We start from the raw sequence: 19,592 nt of genomic DNA on the forward strand, positions 1-19,592 counted from the left end.
TCTATACTGAAATTAAAGAATTATTGATAATAATAAAGTTCACTTTAAAAAAAGTAAAAGAATAGATTCAGTAAAATCCATTCATTCTTTCAAATGCATCATCGAAGCTAGGCATGTTGGTTTGACATCCTTGTTGCTCTACAATAAATGATGATACGGAAGATGCAAATTTGGCTGATTCTTCGAGTGATTCTCCATTCAAGAATCTTGATAAGAATCCTGCCCTATAGGAATCTCCAGCTCCAGTTGGGTCGACTGCTTCTCTGGTTATTGCATCAACTTTGATTTTATCTTCATTGGAGTAAATTTCACTGCCATTTGCTCCGCAGGTTTTAACGACGATTTTTGGACCTAATTGTCTGAGTCCATCGAGATCGGTTTCAAGAGCTTCCAAAATCCTTTCGATTTCATGATGATTTCCGAAAAGGATGGTGGTATTTTCAATTACATCTTTTAGTTTTTTGGTATCGTACATTCCCAAATCCTGTCCGGGGTCAAATGAAACAAGCAAATCTTCATTTTTTGCTTCTTCAGAACATTTCCAGTTGAAATCAGGGTCGCCTGTTGCAAGGTGTACTGCTTCAGCATTTTTTATTGCGGCAGTTGGTGCTTTGCTTTCTGCGAATTCACGTGCAGCCCCCCAATAGAAATAACTGATTTGATCTTCATTGTCGTCTGTTAGGACAAATGCGGTTGGGGTCGCTTCGCCAGGCACTATGATTAATGATTCTGTATCAATATCAAGGTTTTGCATATGCTCATAGTATTCGGTTTTTTTAAAGTCTCCGCCAACTGCAGATACTAATGATGTTTTTAATCCTAAGTTTGCTCCAACGCAAGCCACATTAGCAGCAGCCCCACCATTAAATGTTTTCATATTTGTTATGGGTGCTGAAAAGTTTGCTTTTGGAAATTCAGGTACTCTAATTATATAATCATGAGCAGAGTGACCAATTGCTAGTAAATCTCTGTTTTTCGCCATAATATCGCCTTTTAAATTTTCAATTTAATATTGGTTTTTATCATTATTTAATGTTTTGAAATATCACATATGCACATACATGATATTTCATAGGGTCATATGAGTGTACAATATTCTTTATTATAATATTATTATATTAGTTGTCTGTGAGCATGTGAAAAGTAATAATCATATTAATGTGAAACCCTGATTTTCAATGGCCTCTTGACCGTCATTAAGTATATATTCAATATATTCGTCTACTTCAGGTTTATCTTCGTTAACTTTGATTAAACTAATTACATGTCTTGTATCAAACTTCAAAATGTCATTTCCTTTGAAATAACTTGCATTTAAAAAGCTGTGAAGATTTTCGGAATTTCTAACCAATTTGAATGCATCAAACTGTGAATTGACAGTAGTTTTCAAATCATAGTCTATGTCATAATGCTCCAGACTGTTCCATGCAAGCCTCTGGGCTGAACCTTCCACGTTGATGAATTCAAGGCCTTCAAGATCGTTTATGCTTTTAATTTCCTTGGAATTCGGGCTTGAAATCAAAACAAGGTAATCATAGGCTATTGGTGTAAAATCAATATTCAGTTCATAGGCAAGAAGCGGATCATCAAGTGTCAATATGTCGACAGCACCTCTTTTTGCAAGTTCAAATGCATCTTTGTCGCTGCTGCTGTAGACATTTATATTAAATGGATGTTTGATACTCTCCAAAAGCCCGGAACTGATATGTCCTCCGGCAATGTTGATGTTTGATGTTTTTTCTATTTGGATTTGATATTTTCTGAATTCATTAAGCAGATCGGTTCCTGCTTCGCTCAGCAGTGTGCCGTTTCCAACCTTTTGTGTAATCTTCACACCTAATTTTTCTTCGGCTTTAAGAAGTCGTCTATTGAAGACGGTATGTGATATTTTCAATTCTTTTGCAGATTTTCTCTGGGATTTTGTTCTATTAAGTGATTCTAAACTTTTAAATAGTTTATAATCATATATTTTCCCATCAATTTCAAGATTTATCAATCCTTTGCTTTCAAATTTCATGCAACCCATTCAAATAATTTATAATAATAACTATTATAACATTAATTATTTATAAAATTGTATTCATATAATATAATATAGTTTAACATATTTGGGATTAGATAAAATGGAAATAATGAAAGATTCTATTAAGGCCATATTGGAGAATATTGATTCTGCTCAACAATTTTTAGATGAAGAATCTGTCGATGAATTTGAAAATATAATTATAAATGCCAATAACATTTTTGTTACTGGAGCAGGTAGGTCTGGACTTGCCGCAAAAGCGTTTGCCATGAGATTGATGCATTTGGGTTTAAGTTCATTTGTAGTGGGTGAGACAATATCTCCTGCCATCAATGCTGACGACTGTATAATTGCAATTTCCGGATCCGGTGAAACCAATACTATCGTTTCTGCTGCAAAGATTGCTAAAAATAGAGGTTCAAAAGTATTGGCAGTTACTTCTTATCCTGAATCCACTTTAGGACAATTGGCCGATGGTTATCTTTTCGTTAAAGGAAGAACCAAAAAGGAAGTTGACGATGAAAACTATATGAAACGTCAAATTCATGGAAACTATACTTCCTTGACTCCTTTGGGAACTGCCTTTGAACTGACCACTTTGGTATTTCTTGATGCTGTCGTATCCGAATTGATGGAAAAAATGGAACAGACAGAAAGTGATTTGAAAGCCAGACATACAGTATTGGAATAATTAGAAAATTATTCTATTTTGATTATTATAGACATTGCATCTTTGGCCTCTTAAAAAGCCAACTAATGTAATGTTTCCTTTTTTTGCAATATTATATCCTGAATTTGCAGGTGCTGCATTTGATGCCAGTATGGGAACTCCTGCCCTTGTCATTTTTATTACCATATCTGCAGGCATTCTTCCGCTGTATATAACATATGAGTTGGACAAATCAAAGTCATGCAACAATCCGTAACCGATTACCTTATCAACAGCTACATGGCGGCTTACATCTTCTTTTACAATAAACTGGCCATCATAAACGATTCCTGCAACATGTGTTCCTCCGGTGGCCTGCCAAATTTCGGCATTGTCTTTCAGCTCTTCAATTCTTGAAATCAATTCGCTGGCATTGACTTGAAAATCGGATTCAACAGGATTCACGGTTTTGATTTTGCTTCTCCATCCTCCTGCAGAGTCGGAACAGAGTACGGTTTCATTGGTTTTAAGTAGGGTATCGTCAATTTCAGCATGAATCTGTGTCCCGTCGACATTGATTTTTTTGATTGCATCCATTGAATTTACCATATTCTCATTGAACAGGTATCCTACAGCAAATTCCTTCAGTGAATCTTCGATTGCTGACAGACTGCGGCTTATAGTTCCATTGATTGTTAAAGTGATTGTTTCATCCTTTACAACCTTTTCTTTGGCATTTTTTGCTTTTCCATTCTTGTAGTTTATTGCATCAATTTCTTCAATTTTCATGTTTAAAACCCCTATAATAATATTATATTATGATAAGATATATCTTTCATCAGGTCATTTTTTTGATATTGAAAAAGTGTTGTTATCGTTGCGGTGATGAATTTTCAAAATCAGAATATTTCAATACTGGCAAGGTTATAAAGTTGAATGTTATATTGCATCGAATTTTGTTCGTTTTTCATCGAATTAATTATTTTTGACTGTGTTGTTTTATGTTTGATTAGTTATTTTTGAGTATCTATTTTGGTGTATTTTTACCAACGAATTTTCATTATATATAAATATATGTTATGTAAGATAGTTTAGTTCGTATTTCAAAAAGTTTTATTTCATTTATTTTTATTAAATTATTATTGATTAGATATTATTTTGATTATAATAAATTGATTTAAAGTATTATTTTCATGTAAAAATTAATTAAAAATAGTTTTTTTAAAAAAAAATAATTATTATCGATGTGATATTAATCTATAATGATTTATCATTACAATTTAATATAAATTGATTATACTATTTAAATATTTCTTTTCGATGCAGATAACAAATCCTTTTTATATATTAAGATATATAAATAATATTCATAATACTTTGAACTTTTTAGTGTGATTCATTAGTATTATAAAAAATTATAAAAAAAGGGATAAAGAGGTTGATAATATGAGTTCATCTTTTAAAAGCCCAGTAGAAACAGCAAAGGCAATTTCTGCAACTGCTGGTGCAAAAAACTCTGCAAATATTGTTAATGTGATTTTGCTTTCTTTTTTAGCAGGAGCATACATCGCATTCGGAGGTTTATTAGCTGAAGTCGCTAATGCTGGTATGGTCGCTGCAGGACTACCAATTGGTTTATCCAAATTTGTATTCGGTGCAGTGTTCCCTGTAGGTTTGATTATTGTTGTACTCGCTGGTTCTGAATTATTTACCGGTAACGTAATGTTCATGACCATCGGTGTATTAGATGGTACCGCTTCTGTAGGCGGTCTCGCTAAAAATTGGGTATTAAGTTGGTTATTCAACTTCGTAGGTGCATTATTCGTTGCATACGTTCTTGCATTTATGGGTGGAATCATCACTTCTGATCCAGCTATCCAAGCAGGAGCAATTAAGGTAGCTACTGGTAAAGTTGGAATGTCATTTGACGTTGCATTTATTAAAGCTATTGGTTGTAACTGGCTTGTATGTCTAGCTGTATGGTTAGCTAACGCATCCGATGATATCATTGGTAAAATCTTTGGTATTTGGTTCCCAATTATGGCTTTCGTAACCATCGGATTTGAGCACAGTGTTGCAAACATGTTCTTCATACCATTAGGTATGTTCTTAGGTGCTGAAGGTGTAACCTGGAGTACTATTATTGTAAATAACTTAATTCCTGTAACTCTCGGTAACATCGTTGGAGGAGCAATATTCGTCGCTTGTATCTACTGGTTCACATACCTTAAAGAATAAGCTAGTAAATTTCAAATTTGAAGAAGCTTTAAAAGCTTCTTTTTTTTTAATTATTTTAAATAAAAAATAATATATTTTGGAGATTATAAAATGGTTGAAATAAAATATGTTCCAACAATCTGTCCTTACTGTGGTACTGGTTGTGGACTCAACTTCGTTGTAAAAGACGAAAAAATTGTTGGTGTAGAACCTTTAAAAAGACACCCTGTAAACGAGGGTAAAGTATGTCCAAAAGGTAACTTTGGATATCAGTTTATTAATAGGGAAGACAGATTAACTACTCCTTTAATAAAAGAAAATGGTGAATTTAGAGAAGCTTCTTGGGATGAAGCATTAGATTTAGTTGCTAACAAACTCAAAGAAGTATCTGACGAAGATCCAAACAAAGTTGGATTCTACGCATGTGCTCGTTCACCTAACGAAAACATTTACATTACTCAAAAATTAGCAAGAGTAGCTTGTGGTACTCAAAACGTAGACCACTGTGCACGTATTTGTCACGGTCCTACTGTAGCAGGTTTAGCTAACACTTTCGGATCAGGTGCTATGACCAACGGATTCGACAGTATTAAAGAAGCTGACTACATCTTCTGTATTGGATCAAACAACATGGAAGCACACCCATTGTTTGGACGTAAATTAATCCAAGCTAAACAAAACGGTGCTAAATTAGTTGTATTAGACCCAAGATTTACTCCTACTGCTAAAATCGCAGATGAATATGTACAATTTGAAACCGGTACTGACGTAGCTTTAATGAACGCAATGATTAAAGTCATCATTGACAGAGGCTTACAAGATGAAGAATTCATCCACTACAGAACCAAAGGTTTCGAAGAAATGAAAGAAGTTGTTCAAAAATACGACTTAGATATGGCTTCCGAAATTACCGGAATCAAACCTGAAGTAATTGAACACTTAGCTATTGAATACGCATCTGCTGACAAAGCAGCTATCGTATACTCATTAGGTATTACCGAACACTCCCACGGTGCTGACAACGTAATGTCCACTGCAAACCTTGCAATGTTAACTGGTAACATTGGTAGACAAGGTACTGGTGTAAACCCATTAAGAGGACAAAACAACGTACAAGGTGCTTGTGATATGGGTGCATTACCTTCCGATTACGTAGGTTACAGAAAAGTTAAAGACCCAGAAACTACTGCATGGTTCAACGACTACTACAGTGGAGAAGGTTATGAAGTAAACTTACCAACCACTCCTGGATTAACCTTAGTAGAAATGATGAACGCTGCTCACGCTGGTGACTTAAAAGTATTATACATCCACGGGGAAGACCCAGTTCTCTCTGATGCTGACGTACAACACACCAAAGAAGCACTTGAAAACTTAGAAATGTTAATTGTTCAAGAATGTTTCTTAACCGATACCGCACAATGTGCTGACGTTGTATTACCTGCAGCAGGTTGGGGTGAACAAGAAGGTACCTTCACCAGTGGTGAAAGAAGAGTACAATGCTTACACAAAGCACAAGAACCTCCTGAAGGCGCTTGGGTAGACTGGAAAATTATGGAAGAAATCGCAGTCAGAATGGGCGTACCAAGAGCATTATTCCACTACGAATCTGCTGAAGAAATCTTTGATGAAATCAGAGAATGTGCTCCTATCATGGCTGGTATGAACCGTGAAAGATTAGACACTCCTGAAGCACTTCACTGGCCTTGTCCTTCCGAAGACGACCCATGTCAACCATTAATGCACAAAGTAAAATTCGCACACCCTGACGGTTTAGGAATTTTCCAAGCATTAGAACACAAAGGTCCTGTTGAAACCGTAGATGATGAATACCCATTATTATTAACTACTACAAGAATCTTGTTCCACTATCACGCTGCAATGACCAGAAGATGTGAAACATTATCCAACGAAGTTAAAACCGGATTCATCGAAATCAACACTAAAGATGCTGAAGCAAGAGGAATCATTAACGGTGAAGTAGTAAAAGCATTCTCTAGAAGAGGAGAAATCGCAATTCCTGCTCGTGTAACTGACGACATCAAAGAAGGTATTGTAAACATTCCAATGCACTTTGTAGAATGTGCTGCAAATGTATTGACCAACTCCGATTCTTTCGACCCTAAATCCAAAATGGTTGAATTGAAAGCTTGTGCTATTGAAGTAGAAAAACTCGATGATGTTGTCGAAATGAAAGGTGAAGTATACAAAGATGGTACTGACACCGAAATTAAAGCTGAAAACATGGCAACTACCACCGTAAAAGTAGGTAAATAATTGAGGAGTAGATTTAAATGAGCGCAAAAATTAACGATATGTATTACGCATACTCTGCTATCGAAGACATCAAACAAAAAGGTGAATACGGTGGAGTAGTTACTACCATCATGAAATACTTATTAGAAGAAGGTATCGTTGACGGTGTTGTTGGAGTAACCCAAGGTCACGATATTTATGATGGTGTACCAACCCTTATCACTGACCCTGCTGATGTAATCAAAACTGCAGGTTCCATTCACTGTGGTACCTTAAACATTGCTAAATTCGTATCCAAATACTTAGATGGTGCAAGATACATGAAACTCGCTGTTGCATGTAAACCTTGTGATGCAATGACCATCCGTGAATTAATGAAAAAAGGTAAAATCATCGAAGAAAACGTTATTATGATCGGTGTAAACTGTGGTGGAACAATGTCACCTGTTCCAACCATGAACATGATTAGAGATGTATACGATTTAGATCCTAAAGACGTTGTCAAAGAAGAAATCGCTAAAGGTAAACTCATTATGGAAACTGCTGACGGCGAAAAAGCTTTCAAAATCGATGAATTAGAAGAACAAGGTATGGGTAGAAGAGAAAACTGTCAAAGATGTAATCTCAAAATCCCTTCCAACGCTGACTTAGCTTTAGGTAACTGGGGAGTTATCGGTCCTTTAGCTGGAAAAGCTACTTTTGTTGAAGTATTCTCCGAAACTGGTGCAGATGTTTTAGGTAAAGTAATTGACGCAGGTTTAATTGCTACCGAAGAACCAAATCCAAAAGGTGTCAAAATCAGAGAAAACGTTAACAACTTCATGCTAAAAGAATCTCAAGCTAAAAAAGAAATCGATTACGCAGGTACTACCGGAGACATCATCGACGTATTCTATCAATACGAAGACGAATTCTCCAAATGTATGAAATGTTACGGCTGTCGTGAAGCATGTCCATTATGTTTCTGTGAAGACTGCTGTCTTGAAGCTGAAGGTCCTGAATGGGTACCTGGTGGATACACTCCTGCTGCTCCATTCTTCCACTTAACACGTTTAGTACACATGGTTGACGCATGTACCAACTGTGGTCAATGTTCCGAAGTATGTCCATGTGAAATCCCTGTTGCTAAAGTATGGAGTACTGTAAACAACAAAGTAAGAGAAGTCTACGGATACATCCCAGGTATGGGTAGTGATGACCCACTTCCATTCACTGATCACGTATCCAAAGCTAAAAAATTATAATATTGGTCATCTGACCTTTATTATTTTTTCTTTTTTTTAGGGTGGCTGCCAAAATTAAATTTTGGTTGACTTGTTGATTTTTTTTAAATATTGTCACATCGAGTTTTAATTGGTTTTTAATGGATGTGCTTTTGCAGAAATCTTTTAAATTTGTTTTGTAATTATTGTAGATTCTTTTTATTTTATCTGGTTTTCTGGATTTTTGTGTGATTAACATATTTTGCAAAAAAGTTCATATTCTGATTTTCTAGGCATTTAAATGAAGTTTCCTTTCTTTCCTTTCATAAATCTTGCTTCAATATCATTTATTGGTATTTTTTTATTTTCTGTTTTGGGGCTTTTTTAGGTCATGAATTTTTGTTCAGTATACTTTTTTTATGGATTTTGATAATTGCTTTGAGTTCGTTATTCGAATACTTTTCAAATGCTATCTCTTATTTTTTATATAGGAGTAATTATAAATGAGATATTATTCAATTAAATGTGATTTTAATTGTTGTTTTAAAAAAGAGTAAATGTTTTTTCATTTGGGTAACCAACAGTAAAGGCGTAGCAACATGGTATGTCAAAAAATCCATGGTCAAAAAGCTCAAAGCCGGCAAAAAATACAAATACACAGTAACTACGGAAAAAACAAAGTGACCAAAAAATTAACCATTAAAAAATAGGGATTTCCCAATCTCTATTTTCCTTTTTTCTTTTTTTGAAGGCAGAAACTTGTCTTTTTTTTAACATTTGGGTGTTGCTCATAATTATCTGATTTTTTAATATTTTCCAACTTTAAATCTTGCTTGTACTCCAAGTGCATTAAGGATAATCGTGTTGTCACTGTATTTTATGTTATTAGCCACTTTTTTTAAAACAATATATGTCTTAAATTAATTACAAATCCTATTTTCCAGCTATCTTGTAATATAATTGACATTACGTCTAATTATTTTAGATGCCTTGCCAACAGATGCATTCTAATGATTCATATATTTAAAAATAAGTATGGGAAATTGCTACCTGATTTTAATTTTGATGCTTTTTGAAATGGATTTGTAGTAGCTGTTCCCAACAAAGTTAACTTTAGCTTTATATGTTCCTTTTTTGGTTAATTTTGTGATTTTAAAAATTGCCTTACCTTTGGAATTGGTTTTAGCTTTATATGTTTTGCCTTTAACTTTCAATGTTAATTTGACATTTTTAATGGCTTTTCCTTTGCTGTTTTTTAGGATTGTAGCCAATTTCTTTGTTTTGATTGATTTTTTGAATGCTTTTGATTTGGCAGAAAGTTTTGTCTTTTCTCTAGTGATTGTTATTTTAACGGTTTTTTTGGTTAGTTTGTAATCGGAATCACTGAATTTTATTATCAAATTCCTTTTGCCGTATTTTGCAGCTTTCAGGACTTTTGGTGTTAATGTAAATGTTGCAATGCCCTTGCTTTTGGTGGTGGCTGATCCGATGTATTTTCCATTCAATGTAAATGTTACTTTTTTTCCAGCAAGGGGGGTTCCGCTTATATCCTTGAGTGTAATGCTGTATTTTCCACCATAATTGATGATGTATGATGCACTTTTAGATATTATTTGTGCATTTTTCATTAAATCAATGCTTTTCATGCTTGAATTATAGTTATATGGGCTTGTAAATATTAATGATAATGTTTTGTTTTGAAGAGTAATCCTTGTCATTTTATCAATATCGAATCCGAAATATTTTAAAAATGATTTCATCATGTTGAATGAGATTTCAGGACTTCCATATTCAATGGTCTTATGGTTGCATAAAACTTCATATGTATTTGCTGGGATTCCATTTAGATTGCATGTGTCTTCAATCGCTCCGGCGTATGGTATTCCTGCGGTTTCATATATTTTGATGTCGTATCCTGTTTCATTTGAAACAGCCATTGCAATATCGTAACTTTCTAAGGTTGGAATATATGTGCACATTATGCATGTTATTCCAACATCGCTGTCGCTATGCCTTGTACAGTGAAAATCTCCAAGTCCTGAAGCATTTATCGAGATTGCAAAGTTTACTAAATTGTTTGATACTGTTCCATTGATGTTTGACACTGTGTTCAGATTTGTATAATTGACCATACGTTCATTAATGGCAGTGGATTCTGGAAAAATGAATGGAAATACATATATTGCCCCGTTTATTTCATCGCCGAAGGTGGCAAGCAAATTTATCAGTTTCAATCCAGCTACTTGTGATGCAAGCTCGCATCCGTGGGTTCCAACATTAACAACAATAGTTTTACCGTTTCCGTTTCCAAATTTGATGTATGGACTTCCCTGATTGCATAAGTCAATCAGATTGTCTGTTAGTTCGGTGTGTTCAATCCCGTTCATTAGGGGAATGTTTGCTCTGATGTCTGCTTTTGATCCCCAATCCATCACGCCAATTTCATAGTTGACTTCATTTTGTGTCTGATTGGTAATGTAAAATTCAAATTTGCCGTTTGTATCTACTGGGATTTTGTATTGGTTATTTAACGTTAGTGTTCCTCCAATGACATTTGCTCCTGTATTGTCTTTAACGCTTCCGTTGATTAGGATCTCATTTCCAACGGTGGTGATTTGTGATGTTATTTCTGTATTTTTTGCACCCGTAAATGTGAATGTTTTAGAAAAATTTGAAGGATTGAAGTGTTTTTTGTTGTTTGTGAAAAAGGCAGCAAAGTTAACTGGCTGACCAATAAGATTTCTTGTCGTATTCCATATATACAAAAAGTTCCCGTTTGCATCTACTTTGCACATTCCCATATTTTCACCATCGATATATATGGTCAGGTTTCCTTCGGTCACCTCTTCAAAGTCTTGAAACTCTTCGTATTCCCTATAGTCTGAAACGACATTTCCTGTAAAATACACACAATTGTCATATTTTGTTGCAACAATGTTGTGGCAGGTTGTATTTGCAACAGGAACATATAAAGTCAAGGTTGTTGTTGCATTATTGTATTTGCCTGTTCCGGTATATTTGCATGTAATATTAAAAGTCCCGGTTTCTTTACAAAAAATATAGCGGCCTCCAATACCATTTTCGAGATGTATGGTATGGTCTTCACCAAACACGTCGATTAATGTCACGGTTCCTTCAGTTACACTTTCATTGTTTTCATCATATGCATAAACCAGTATTGGTGTTTCATTATTTCCGTATATTCCTGTAAATTTGTCAGGTTTTATATAAACATCAAGTTTTTCGTTGTCACTAGCTGGGGATTCTCCAGATGTAATGATGGTATTTTGAGTATTATTCTCATCTGCAGCAGATAGCGGTGTAATGAGTAGAAATATGCTTATTATTCCTATCAGAATCAAATATTTTTTAATGATATCACCTAATCTTTATGTGTTAAACGGTTCTCGTTTGTCTATGCCTCTTATAAAAATTTCTTCCAGTTTTTCTTCGCTTTCTCCATTTCTTATATGTGAAATCAATTCAACAAGATTATCGTTTCTAAGCAAACACGGTTTGATTTTACCGTCAGGTGTGATTCTTAACCTGGAGCAATTTGCACAAAATTTGGAGTTATCGACAGGTCTTACTATTTCAATTTCACCATCGTTAATGTAATATTTTTTACGGCCCTGCATAAATTTTCGTTCTCTTACGTCATCAGCCATATCAGATAGCTTATTTTCAATGCTGTCTAATGGATAGTGGTATTCAGCATTGAATTTATCCTCATCACAGTTCTCGCTTTCAATAAGTTCAATCAGTTGAAGCACCATATTATTTTCCCTGCAGAATTCAAACATGTCCTTTACTTCATTTTGATTGATGTCCTTCATTATGACCATGTTGATTTTAACAGGGTATAATCCAACTTCAACGGCATTTAATATACCTGTTTTTGCTTCATTTAAATAATCCATTTTTGTAACGAATTTATAGGTATCCGGATTCAATGTGTCCAGACTTACATTTATTCTGTCAAGTCCTGCATCTTTCAGGTCCTTGGCATATTTTTCAAGCAGCACTCCATTGGTTGTAAGGGAGATGTCTTTGAAATCCAGACTGGCAATCTTTTCAACGATTTCGACAATATCTTTTCTGACCAGTGGATCTCCGCCTGAAAGCCTGATTTTTCGAACTCCAATTTTTTTGGCTATTTTGCAGATTTTATATATTTCATCAGGAGTCATTTCGTCCTTGGAGGAAACCATTCCGTCATGATGGCAGTAAATGCAGTTTTCGTTACATCTGTTTGTAATTGTGATTCTTAGTGAAAGAATTGGTCTTTCATATTTGTCCTTTACAACGTCATCCAGCATATTATCGTTCTTCCACTTCAATTTTTATATCTTTAATTTCTGTGTCAATTTTGAGAGTATTGATGATTGCAAATATTGTTTCTTTTAGAATGCCTTGGGTAAAGTCATTTATTTCAACATCATGATTGTTTGTCTTAAGTGTAATATCTGCAGTTCTCAAATCATTGCTGTTGATATTTTTGATTTCAACATATATTAGCTTTACATCTTCTTCAGTTTTAATGGCATTTACCATTCCCTTAATCGAATTTGAAACGATGTTTTTGGTAAATCCGTTTATTTCAAGATTATCGTTATTTATCAGAATGCTGCATTCGCAGTCAATCGCATTTTTAGCTGCACTTTCATTTGGAATTACAAGCTCAATTTTACCTATATCCTCAACATCGTATTCATCAAGGTTTAATGTATTGATTATGCCGGTGATGCTTTGCTTGAAATAATCGCTAACGAATCTATTCAGTCCGACAACTTTTCCGTCAATTGATAGGTATGAATGTATTTTATCCAAATCGTCAACACTTAAGTTTCCCTGGCGAATTTCACGGGCAATAACCTCTCCATTGTTGAATCCACAGTTGTTGGCAAATAATGTATCAATAATATCGTGGCCTCTCTCTTCGATGAGGTCTGCAAGTTGGCTGACACCCTCTTCATCTATTGTAAATGAATCGACTTCCTTGATTGTATAGTCATCTTTAACGTCAGGGGATGTAATGATTTTAGGGTAGTTGTATCTTTTATATCCTTCAATAACTACAAAGTCGAAGTCGTCAAAATGTTTCAGCATATATAGTATTCTATTAAGATCATGCTCTTTTTTAACATTGAAAAATGTAGTTGAACCAACACCCACAACCAAGTTGGCACCGGCCTGCTTATGTTTCCAAGTGTCTGTATTTTCCTTGTCCATTTCTATTGAATGGTGTGAGTGCTTTATGGATGCAACATTATAGCCTCTTTTGGTCAGCTCTTCAATAACTTTCACGGTTAGTGATGTTTTTCCGGTATTTTTTTTACCTACAATAGATACTATCTTCATTATTTTTTCCCCTTAATAATATATTATATGTTATTCTTCGTATTAATTAAAAATTTCTAAATGATTATATGTGTAGTAACTACACATTTTAGGCAAACCTAAACTTTTTTACATATTTTCGCCATTTTTATAATACTTTTTACATATATTAGTATTACAAATTTTGACTGATTTTTATAGTTTTTCATAGGTTAAAGAATAACAAATTATTATTTGGTGTTAAATTGAATTATTTGAAGTATTTGACTTAAAATAATATATTTTAAAGGTTTTTGTTTGATTTAAAGTATTTTGAAAAATTTTTAAAAAAATTTTTGTGTACTATTACCACAGTAATATTTAAAGCTTTCTACTTTAATCTAGTAGGCAACTATATTTATATAAGAAAACATATGTGTTATCATTACACATGGTGGTTCAAATGCCAAAGCATATTGCATCTGGTCTAAAATATTTGGCTGCGGTCAAGTTGAAGGATGCTGGTGAAAGTCACCAGGCAATTGCTGAGGAGTTGGGTGTCGATAGATCTACTATTTCCCATTATTTGAATGGTCGAAATTTATCCTGGAACTCAATTGATGTTGCAAGGACTATTGTGGACTTATCTCCCAGGGATTTCTTGAAAATGACTGAGGCTATATTTGATGAACCAGAACAGAGTCGAAAAATTGTGAATATTTGCCGAGAAAGAAATTTCGAGGTGAGTATAGGAGATTCGTGTATTGGTTGCGGCTTATGTGTAAATGCATGTACAATGAAAGCTATTGAGTTAGAATCATTAAAGGCACATGCAGACTCCATACAATGTTGTGGTTGTCAGCTATGTAGCGATGAATGCCCAACTAATTCTATAAAAATTTTGGAGATTTAATATGATTAGAAATTTAAAAGAGGTTAAAGACAACAACTTTGACATCACAAGATCTGCTGAAGAAGTTAGAAACTTGTCTTTCAACGACCATGTATGTTTAGGTTGTGGGATTTGTGAATCTACTTGTCCTGTCGAAGCAATTACATTAAATGCAATTGCTGTTGACGCACGTCACAGAATCTCAAACGACGTTTATTTCAGTGGTCATGAAAAGATTGCTCAAAACTTCAAAGACGAATTTGATGTTCAAAGAGTAAGCATTGACGAAAGTAAATGTGTATTATGTGGTATGTGCAGCGGATTATGTCCTGTTGATGCATTAGTATTAACTATTGATGGCGTACCAATCAAAGAAATTGAAGCATATCCTCATTATAACGCTTTCTCAGAAATTGATGATGATGAATGTATTTACTGTAAAAGATGTGAAATCGCATGTCCTCGTGATGCAATTGTCATTGAAAGAGTTTTACCAGACCGTGCTGACTTAGTAACTGGTGAAATTGATGTAGATGATGAAGAATGTATCTACTGTGGTGTATGTGAAGAATTATGTCCTGCAGAAGCAATCGTCGTTGATAAAGAAACTGGAAGAGAATCTATTGTCATTGACAAAGATAAATGTGTATACTGTTTAGTATGTAAAAAATCCTGTCCTACCAATGCTATTAAAGCAATCTGTAGAGCATGTAACTACGGTGAATATGATTTAGACCCTGCAAAAGCTGCTGTTAAAGGAAACTCAGTCATTGACTCAGAACTCTGTGTATTCTGCGGATGGTGTGAAGGAGTATGTCCAACCGATGCTGCTAAACACAAAAAACCATTCGAAGGTTCTATTGAAATTGATGATGATAAATGTCAAGCTTGTGGAGCTTGTGTAGATATTTGCGGATGTAACGCATTAGCATTCCCAGTATCCTCAGGTCCTGGTTCTAGAATGGAACATGTAATTGCTAACAATGATTACTGTGTAAAATGTAAAGCATGTGCAAAAGCATGTCCTAACGGTGCAATTACTGTAAAAAGAACTGAAATTGACCACACACCTATTAGCTCAACTACTTGGAAAGATGCTTTAGATGCAATTAAAGACTAGGTGATTATATGGAACTTAAAGTAGAACAAGATAATTGTTTAGGATGTGGGATTTGTGTAATCGCTTGTCCTGTAAATGCTGCTATCAGCCCAGAAAACGCTGGTGGTAATGGTGCTAAGACTGAAGAAGTTATTATGATGGTAGAAAACGGATTCATCAAACTCTTTAGTCCTGAAAAATGTGAAAAGTGTGGAACATGTCAAATGTTTTGCCCAGTAAATGCTATATGGTTAGAATAGGGGGATTATTATATGCATTATGCTAATACTTATTTAGAAAAACCTGTAGTACCTGATGTAAAAATTACTGGTGAAGGAACAACTGATGTTTTAAAATGTATGTTAAACACCGGTTCTGACATCTACCAAGGTGCTTGTAAAAAAAGAGGATCCACCTTAAAAGAAGAATACAAAAACGCTTCCGGTACCTGTTACATGGATCCTAGAGATATGGCAAAATTAGGTGTAAACAACTGGGATACTGTACTTGTTAAAACCGATTTCGGTGAAGTAGTTGTAAACTGTGCAGTTTCAAGAGATGCACCTCACGAAGGAACTGTATTCATTTGTAAAGGACCATGGGCTAACACTATTGTAAGTCACGACACTTACTGCTGTTCTGACCCAACTTACAAAGGAATCAGATGTACTGTCGAAAAAACCGACAGAAAAGTATTACTCATGGCAGACTTAATGAGATGGGTATACAAAAAATACGTTGATGAAGAAGATGACGATGTTGTAGAAAACATGGACTCTTTAGGTGAATTACCTGTTTATCACGGACGTAAATGGGAGGAGTTGATTGACCATGACTTATGAACCACCTGTAACTGATTATGATCACATTGTTGAAAATTGTACTTGTGCATTCTGTGGTTGTAACTGTGACGACCTCGACTACTTAGTCAAAGACGGTCACGTAGTTGCTGTAAGACACGCATGCAGATTAGGAGCAAGTAAAATTATGGAAGATATGGATCAAAGATTACTTGTTCCAATGATTAGGGATGAAAACGGAGAACTCAAAGAAGTAGATTGGGATACTGCTTTAGACAAAGCTGCTGAATACATTGCTAATTCCATCAGACCAGTATTTTACGGTTGGTCTGAAACTTCTACTGAATGTATGAAAGAAGGAGTAGCATTAGGTGAATACATCGGTGCTGTATTAGATAACCAAGCTACTATCTGTCACGGTCCTTCTCTCCAAGCTGTACAAAATGCAGGTTACCCTATTCAAACTTTAGGAGAAGTTCAAAACAGAGCAGATATGATTGCTTACTCTGGAAGTAACGCAATGAACTCTCACCCAAGACACATGGCAAGATATGCTGTGTTCTGTAGAGGATACTTCAGACAAAGAGGAAGATTCGACAGAACTGTTGTTACCATGGATCCAAAATTCTCCGATACTGCAAAATGTTCAGACAAATGGATTGGATTCGAACAAAACGGAGATTACGGTTTCTACAATGCTATTAGAGCAGTTCTCAGAGGAAAAGAATTATACCAAGACGTAATTTCTGGAATTCCTAAAGAAGACATTTACGAATTAGCAGAAGAAATGAAAAACGCTGAATTCGGTGTTCTCTTCTTCGGTTTAGGTTTAACCCACACTTTATCAAAACAAAGAAACATTGATATTGCAATTAAAATGGTACAAGACTTAAACAAATACAGTAAATGGGGTCTTACTCCAATGAGAGGTCACTTTAACGTAAACGGATTCAACATTTTCATGGCATTCGAATGTGGATTTGCTTTCGGTGTTGACTACTGTAGAGGTTACCCAAGATATATGATGGGTGAAACCAACACTATCGATTTATTAGTAAGAAAAGAACCAGATTGTTTCATGGTTATTGCAGCTGACCCAGGTGCTCACTTCCCTAATGGAGCAAACCAACACTTAGCTAACATTCCTGTTATTCAAATCGATATTCACTGGGGTCCATCAACTGAACTCGCTGATGTAGTATTGCCAGGTTCATTCATTGCTGTAGAATGTGCTGGTACCAGTTATCGTATGGATGGAGTTCCTATCTACATGAAGAAAGCTATCGACAAACCAGAAACCTGTCGTGATGACGAATGGATTGTCCGTGAATTGAAAGAAAGAGTAATGAAACTCAGAGAAGAGCCAAACGTAGCTCCAAAATATGTGCCAAATCCAAACGCACTATAAAGGTGATATAATGGAATATATTCTTAAAAATGGTATTGTCTATGACCCTGCTAATGAAGTAAATGGGGAAAAGATGGACGTTATGTTCAAAGATGGTGTTATTGTAGACAATGTTTCTGCAGATGCTGAAGTCTTAGACGTTACCGATAAAATAGTCATGCCAGCAGGTATTGACCCTCACGCACACGTTGCAGGTCCTAAATTAGTAGTAGGAAGATTATACAGGCCTGAAGATTCCAGAAGAGGTGTTACTCAAAAAACTAGTGTAATTAGATCAGAATCTGGTTTCTCCATTCCAAGTTGTCCTGCAACTGGTTACAGATACTCAAGATTAGGTTACGGTACTGTTGTAGAAGCAGCTATGCCTCCTCTTGAAGCAAAACACACTCACGAAGAAATTGCAACTATTCCTCAAATCGATATTCCAGCTATGCCATTATTCGGTAACAACTGGTTTGTAATGGAATATGCAAAAGATAATAATATTGAAGACATCGCAGCATTTGTATCTGCATGGTTAAAAATCTCCAAAGGTTACGGAATTAAAATCGTAAACCCATGTGGAAGTGAAGCATGGGGTTGGGGTATGAACGTACACGGTGTAAACGATAAAGCACCTTACTTCGACGTAACTTCCAAAGAAGTTATCATTGCTTTAGCAAAAGCTAACGAAATGTTAAACTTACCTCACTCTATTCACATTCACCCTAACGACTTAGGACACCCTGGTAACGTACCAACTACTATCGAAACCATGGATGCTGTCAAAGACGTTAAAAAAGGTTCCAAAGCTGCTGAAGTAAGAGACCAAGTTATGCACTTATGTCACTTACAATTCCACTCTTACACTGGTAACAGCTGGAAAGACGCAGGTTCCGGTGCTGAAGAAATTGCTAAATACATCAACAGCCACGATCACATAACCTGTGATGTAGGTCAAGTAACTTTAGACGAAACCACAACCATGACTGCAGATGCTCCTATGGAATACGACTTATTCAAATTATCCGGTCTTAAATGGACCAACAAAGATATTGAATGTGAAACCGCAGCTGGTATTATTCCATGTATTTACTCAGGTAAAAACCCAGTTAACACTTTACAATGGGCTATTGGTCTAGAATTATTCTTGCACATTGATGACCCATGGAAAGTTTGTTTAACTACTGACCACCCTAACGCAGGACCATTCACAAGATACCCAAGAATCATCTCCTGGTTAATGAGTAATTACAGAAGAATGGAAATGATTGAAAACAGAGAAGTCCACAAATGGGCAGAAAAAAGAACTACTCTTGCAACTCTTGACAGAGAATACGATTTCTACGATATTGCAACTATTTCCAGAGCTGCTCCAGCTAGAATCTACGGATTCACCGACAGAGGTGCACTCACCCCTGGTTACAGAGCAGACATTGCAGTATATGACATTAATCCTAATGATATTGACCCATCCAGACAATATGCTGAAATCGAAAAAGGTTTCAATGTAGCTGACTACACTATTAAAGATGGTCAAATCTTAGTAAAAGACAAAGAAATTGTAAAAGTTAAAGAAAGTCAAAACATTTGGGTTAACGTAAAAGGATGGGAACAAAACGAGCAAAAAGTTATCGACAACATTATGCCGTTCTTCACCCAATACTACTCAGTTAAATGGGAAAACTATCCAGTACACGACCACTATGTATCTAACCCAATAGTTGTAGATGTTGATGGTAAATAGG

General features: G+C 35.2%; 16 protein-coding genes. 10 read left to right on the top strand and 6 right to left on the bottom strand.

Features of this window, described 5'->3' with window-relative positions:
- Positions 1-67: 67 nt before the first annotated feature.
- Together QZN45_RS01205 and QZN45_RS01210 are read right to left on the bottom strand one after the other, a co-directional pair.
- Positions 68-982, bottom strand: coding sequence for a carbohydrate kinase family protein (locus tag QZN45_RS01205; protein WP_292607008.1), 915 nt, complete (start codon positions 980-982; stop codon positions 68-70).
- A 168-nt stretch (positions 983-1,150) separates the two neighbouring features.
- Complete coding sequence (locus QZN45_RS01210; protein WP_296810597.1) at positions 1,151-2,017, bottom strand: LysR family transcriptional regulator; 867 nt, start codon at positions 2,015-2,017, stop codon at positions 1,151-1,153.
- 106 nt (positions 2,018-2,123) lie between these two features.
- Between QZN45_RS01210 and hxlB the strand changes: the two genes are divergently transcribed.
- Complete coding sequence (gene hxlB / locus QZN45_RS01215; protein ID WP_292607013.1) at positions 2,124-2,714, top strand: 6-phospho-3-hexuloisomerase; 591 nt, start codon at positions 2,124-2,126, stop codon at positions 2,712-2,714.
- On the opposite strand, the gene fdhD is transcribed toward hxlB, so the two are convergent.
- A complete protein-coding gene (fdhD, locus tag QZN45_RS01220) occupies positions 2,715-3,461 on the bottom strand; it encodes a formate dehydrogenase accessory sulfurtransferase FdhD (RefSeq protein ID WP_292880957.1) in 747 nt (248 codons plus the stop codon). It lies immediately after the preceding gene.
- A gap of 657 nt (positions 3,462-4,118) precedes the next feature.
- Between fdhD and QZN45_RS01225 the strand changes: the two genes are divergently transcribed.
- The 3 genes from QZN45_RS01225 (at position 4,119) to QZN45_RS01235 (ending at position 8,389) form a co-directional block, all read left to right on the top strand.
- Entirely contained in the window at positions 4,119-4,910 is a 792-nt protein-coding gene (locus QZN45_RS01225; protein WP_292607451.1) for a formate/nitrite transporter family protein, read from the top strand.
- A 90-nt stretch (positions 4,911-5,000) separates the two neighbouring features.
- Positions 5,001-7,166 carry a formate dehydrogenase subunit alpha gene (gene fdhF, locus QZN45_RS01230; protein WP_296810600.1) on the top strand — a complete coding sequence of 722 codons (2,166 nt, stop codon included), beginning with the start codon at positions 5,001-5,003 and terminating at the stop codon, positions 7,164-7,166.
- Positions 7,167-7,183: 17 nt separating this feature from the next.
- Complete coding sequence (locus QZN45_RS01235; RefSeq protein WP_292607454.1) at positions 7,184-8,389, top strand: Coenzyme F420 hydrogenase/dehydrogenase, beta subunit C-terminal domain; 1,206 nt, start codon at positions 7,184-7,186, stop codon at positions 8,387-8,389.
- A 1,004-nt stretch (positions 8,390-9,393) separates the two neighbouring features.
- Here QZN45_RS01235 and QZN45_RS01240 read toward each other — a convergent pair.
- The 3 genes from QZN45_RS01240 to mobB are packed head-to-tail and all read right to left on the bottom strand — an operon-like array spanning position 9,394 to position 13,708.
- Entirely contained in the window at positions 9,394-11,709 is a 2,316-nt protein-coding gene (locus QZN45_RS01240; protein WP_296810604.1) for a hypothetical protein, read from the bottom strand.
- Between the two features lie 27 nt (positions 11,710-11,736).
- Positions 11,737-12,666: a GTP 3',8-cyclase MoaA gene (gene moaA / locus QZN45_RS01245; protein ID WP_296810607.1), complete on the bottom strand. Its 930-nt coding sequence runs from the start codon at positions 12,664-12,666 to the stop codon at positions 11,737-11,739.
- 1 nt (position 12,667) lies between these two features.
- Positions 12,668-13,708: a molybdopterin-guanine dinucleotide biosynthesis protein B gene (gene mobB / locus QZN45_RS01250; RefSeq protein ID WP_296810609.1), complete on the bottom strand. Its 1,041-nt coding sequence runs from the start codon at positions 13,706-13,708 to the stop codon at positions 12,668-12,670.
- 409 nt (positions 13,709-14,117) lie between these two features.
- On the opposite strand from mobB, the gene QZN45_RS01255 reads away from it, so the two are divergent.
- Genes QZN45_RS01255 through QZN45_RS01280 form a run of 6 tightly spaced genes read left to right on the top strand, consistent with a single transcriptional unit; the run spans position 14,118 to position 19,591 of the window.
- The gene (locus tag QZN45_RS01255) at positions 14,118-14,579 is read left to right on the top strand and encodes a 4Fe-4S binding protein (RefSeq protein ID WP_292607470.1); all 462 of its coding nucleotides are present in this window, start codon (positions 14,118-14,120) and stop codon (positions 14,577-14,579) included.
- A gap of 1 nt (position 14,580) precedes the next feature.
- Positions 14,581-15,678, top strand: coding sequence for a tungsten-dependent formylmethanofuran dehydrogenase subunit FwdF (fwdF, locus tag QZN45_RS01260; RefSeq protein ID WP_292607474.1), 1,098 nt, complete (start codon positions 14,581-14,583; stop codon positions 15,676-15,678).
- An 8-nt stretch (positions 15,679-15,686) separates the two neighbouring features.
- Positions 15,687-15,917 (top strand): 4Fe-4S binding protein, encoded by a 231-nt coding sequence (locus QZN45_RS01265; protein ID WP_296802190.1) that lies wholly within the window; start codon positions 15,687-15,689, stop codon positions 15,915-15,917.
- A 12-nt stretch (positions 15,918-15,929) separates the two neighbouring features.
- Entirely contained in the window at positions 15,930-16,499 is a 570-nt protein-coding gene (locus QZN45_RS01270; protein ID WP_292607480.1) for a molybdopterin dinucleotide binding domain-containing protein, read from the top strand.
- Positions 16,489-17,865 (top strand): formylmethanofuran dehydrogenase subunit B, encoded by a 1,377-nt coding sequence (locus QZN45_RS01275; RefSeq protein WP_292607483.1) that lies wholly within the window; start codon positions 16,489-16,491, stop codon positions 17,863-17,865. The genes QZN45_RS01270 and QZN45_RS01275 overlap by 11 nt, the downstream gene beginning before the upstream one ends.
- 7 nt (positions 17,866-17,872) lie before the next feature.
- Positions 17,873-19,591: a formylmethanofuran dehydrogenase subunit A gene (locus QZN45_RS01280; protein ID WP_292607504.1), complete on the top strand. Its 1,719-nt coding sequence runs from the start codon at positions 17,873-17,875 to the stop codon at positions 19,589-19,591.
- Position 19,592: the final 1 nt, after the last annotated feature.

It is taken from the genome of uncultured Methanobrevibacter sp., assembly GCF_900314695.1.
Classification (GTDB): domain Archaea; phylum Methanobacteriota; class Methanobacteria; order Methanobacteriales; family Methanobacteriaceae; genus Methanocatella.

What these genes read in the sequence shown, in the direction of transcription:
- QZN45_RS01265 (WP_296802190.1), top strand. Translation starts at nt 15,687, where the DNA reads ATGGAACTTAAAGTAGAACAAGATAATTGTTTAGGATGTGGGATTTGT.
- fdhF (WP_296810600.1), top strand. Translation starts at nt 5,001, where the DNA reads ATGGTTGAAATAAAATATGTTCCAACAATCTGTCCTTACTGTGGTACT.
- moaA (WP_296810607.1), bottom strand. Translation starts at nt 12,666, where the DNA reads ATGCTGGATGACGTTGTAAAGGACAAATATGAAAGACCAATTCTTTCA.
- fdhD (WP_292880957.1), bottom strand. Translation starts at nt 3,461, where the DNA reads ATGAAAATTGAAGAAATTGATGCAATAAACTACAAGAATGGAAAAGCA.
- QZN45_RS01225 (WP_292607451.1), top strand. Translation starts at nt 4,119, where the DNA reads ATGAGTTCATCTTTTAAAAGCCCAGTAGAAACAGCAAAGGCAATTTCT.
- QZN45_RS01205 (WP_292607008.1), bottom strand. Translation starts at nt 982, where the DNA reads ATGGCGAAAAACAGAGATTTACTAGCAATTGGTCACTCTGCTCATGAT.
- fwdF (WP_292607474.1), top strand. Translation starts at nt 14,581, where the DNA reads ATGATTAGAAATTTAAAAGAGGTTAAAGACAACAACTTTGACATCACA.
- QZN45_RS01210 (WP_296810597.1), bottom strand. Translation starts at nt 2,017, where the DNA reads ATGAAATTTGAAAGCAAAGGATTGATAAATCTTGAAATTGATGGGAAA.
- QZN45_RS01270 (WP_292607480.1), top strand. Translation starts at nt 15,930, where the DNA reads ATGCATTATGCTAATACTTATTTAGAAAAACCTGTAGTACCTGATGTA.
- QZN45_RS01275 (WP_292607483.1), top strand. Translation starts at nt 16,489, where the DNA reads ATGACTTATGAACCACCTGTAACTGATTATGATCACATTGTTGAAAAT.
- QZN45_RS01255 (WP_292607470.1), top strand. Translation starts at nt 14,118, where the DNA reads ATGGTGGTTCAAATGCCAAAGCATATTGCATCTGGTCTAAAATATTTG.
- QZN45_RS01235 (WP_292607454.1), top strand. Translation starts at nt 7,184, where the DNA reads ATGAGCGCAAAAATTAACGATATGTATTACGCATACTCTGCTATCGAA.
- hxlB (WP_292607013.1), top strand. Translation starts at nt 2,124, where the DNA reads ATGGAAATAATGAAAGATTCTATTAAGGCCATATTGGAGAATATTGAT.
- mobB (WP_296810609.1), bottom strand. Translation starts at nt 13,708, where the DNA reads ATGAAGATAGTATCTATTGTAGGTAAAAAAAATACCGGAAAAACATCA.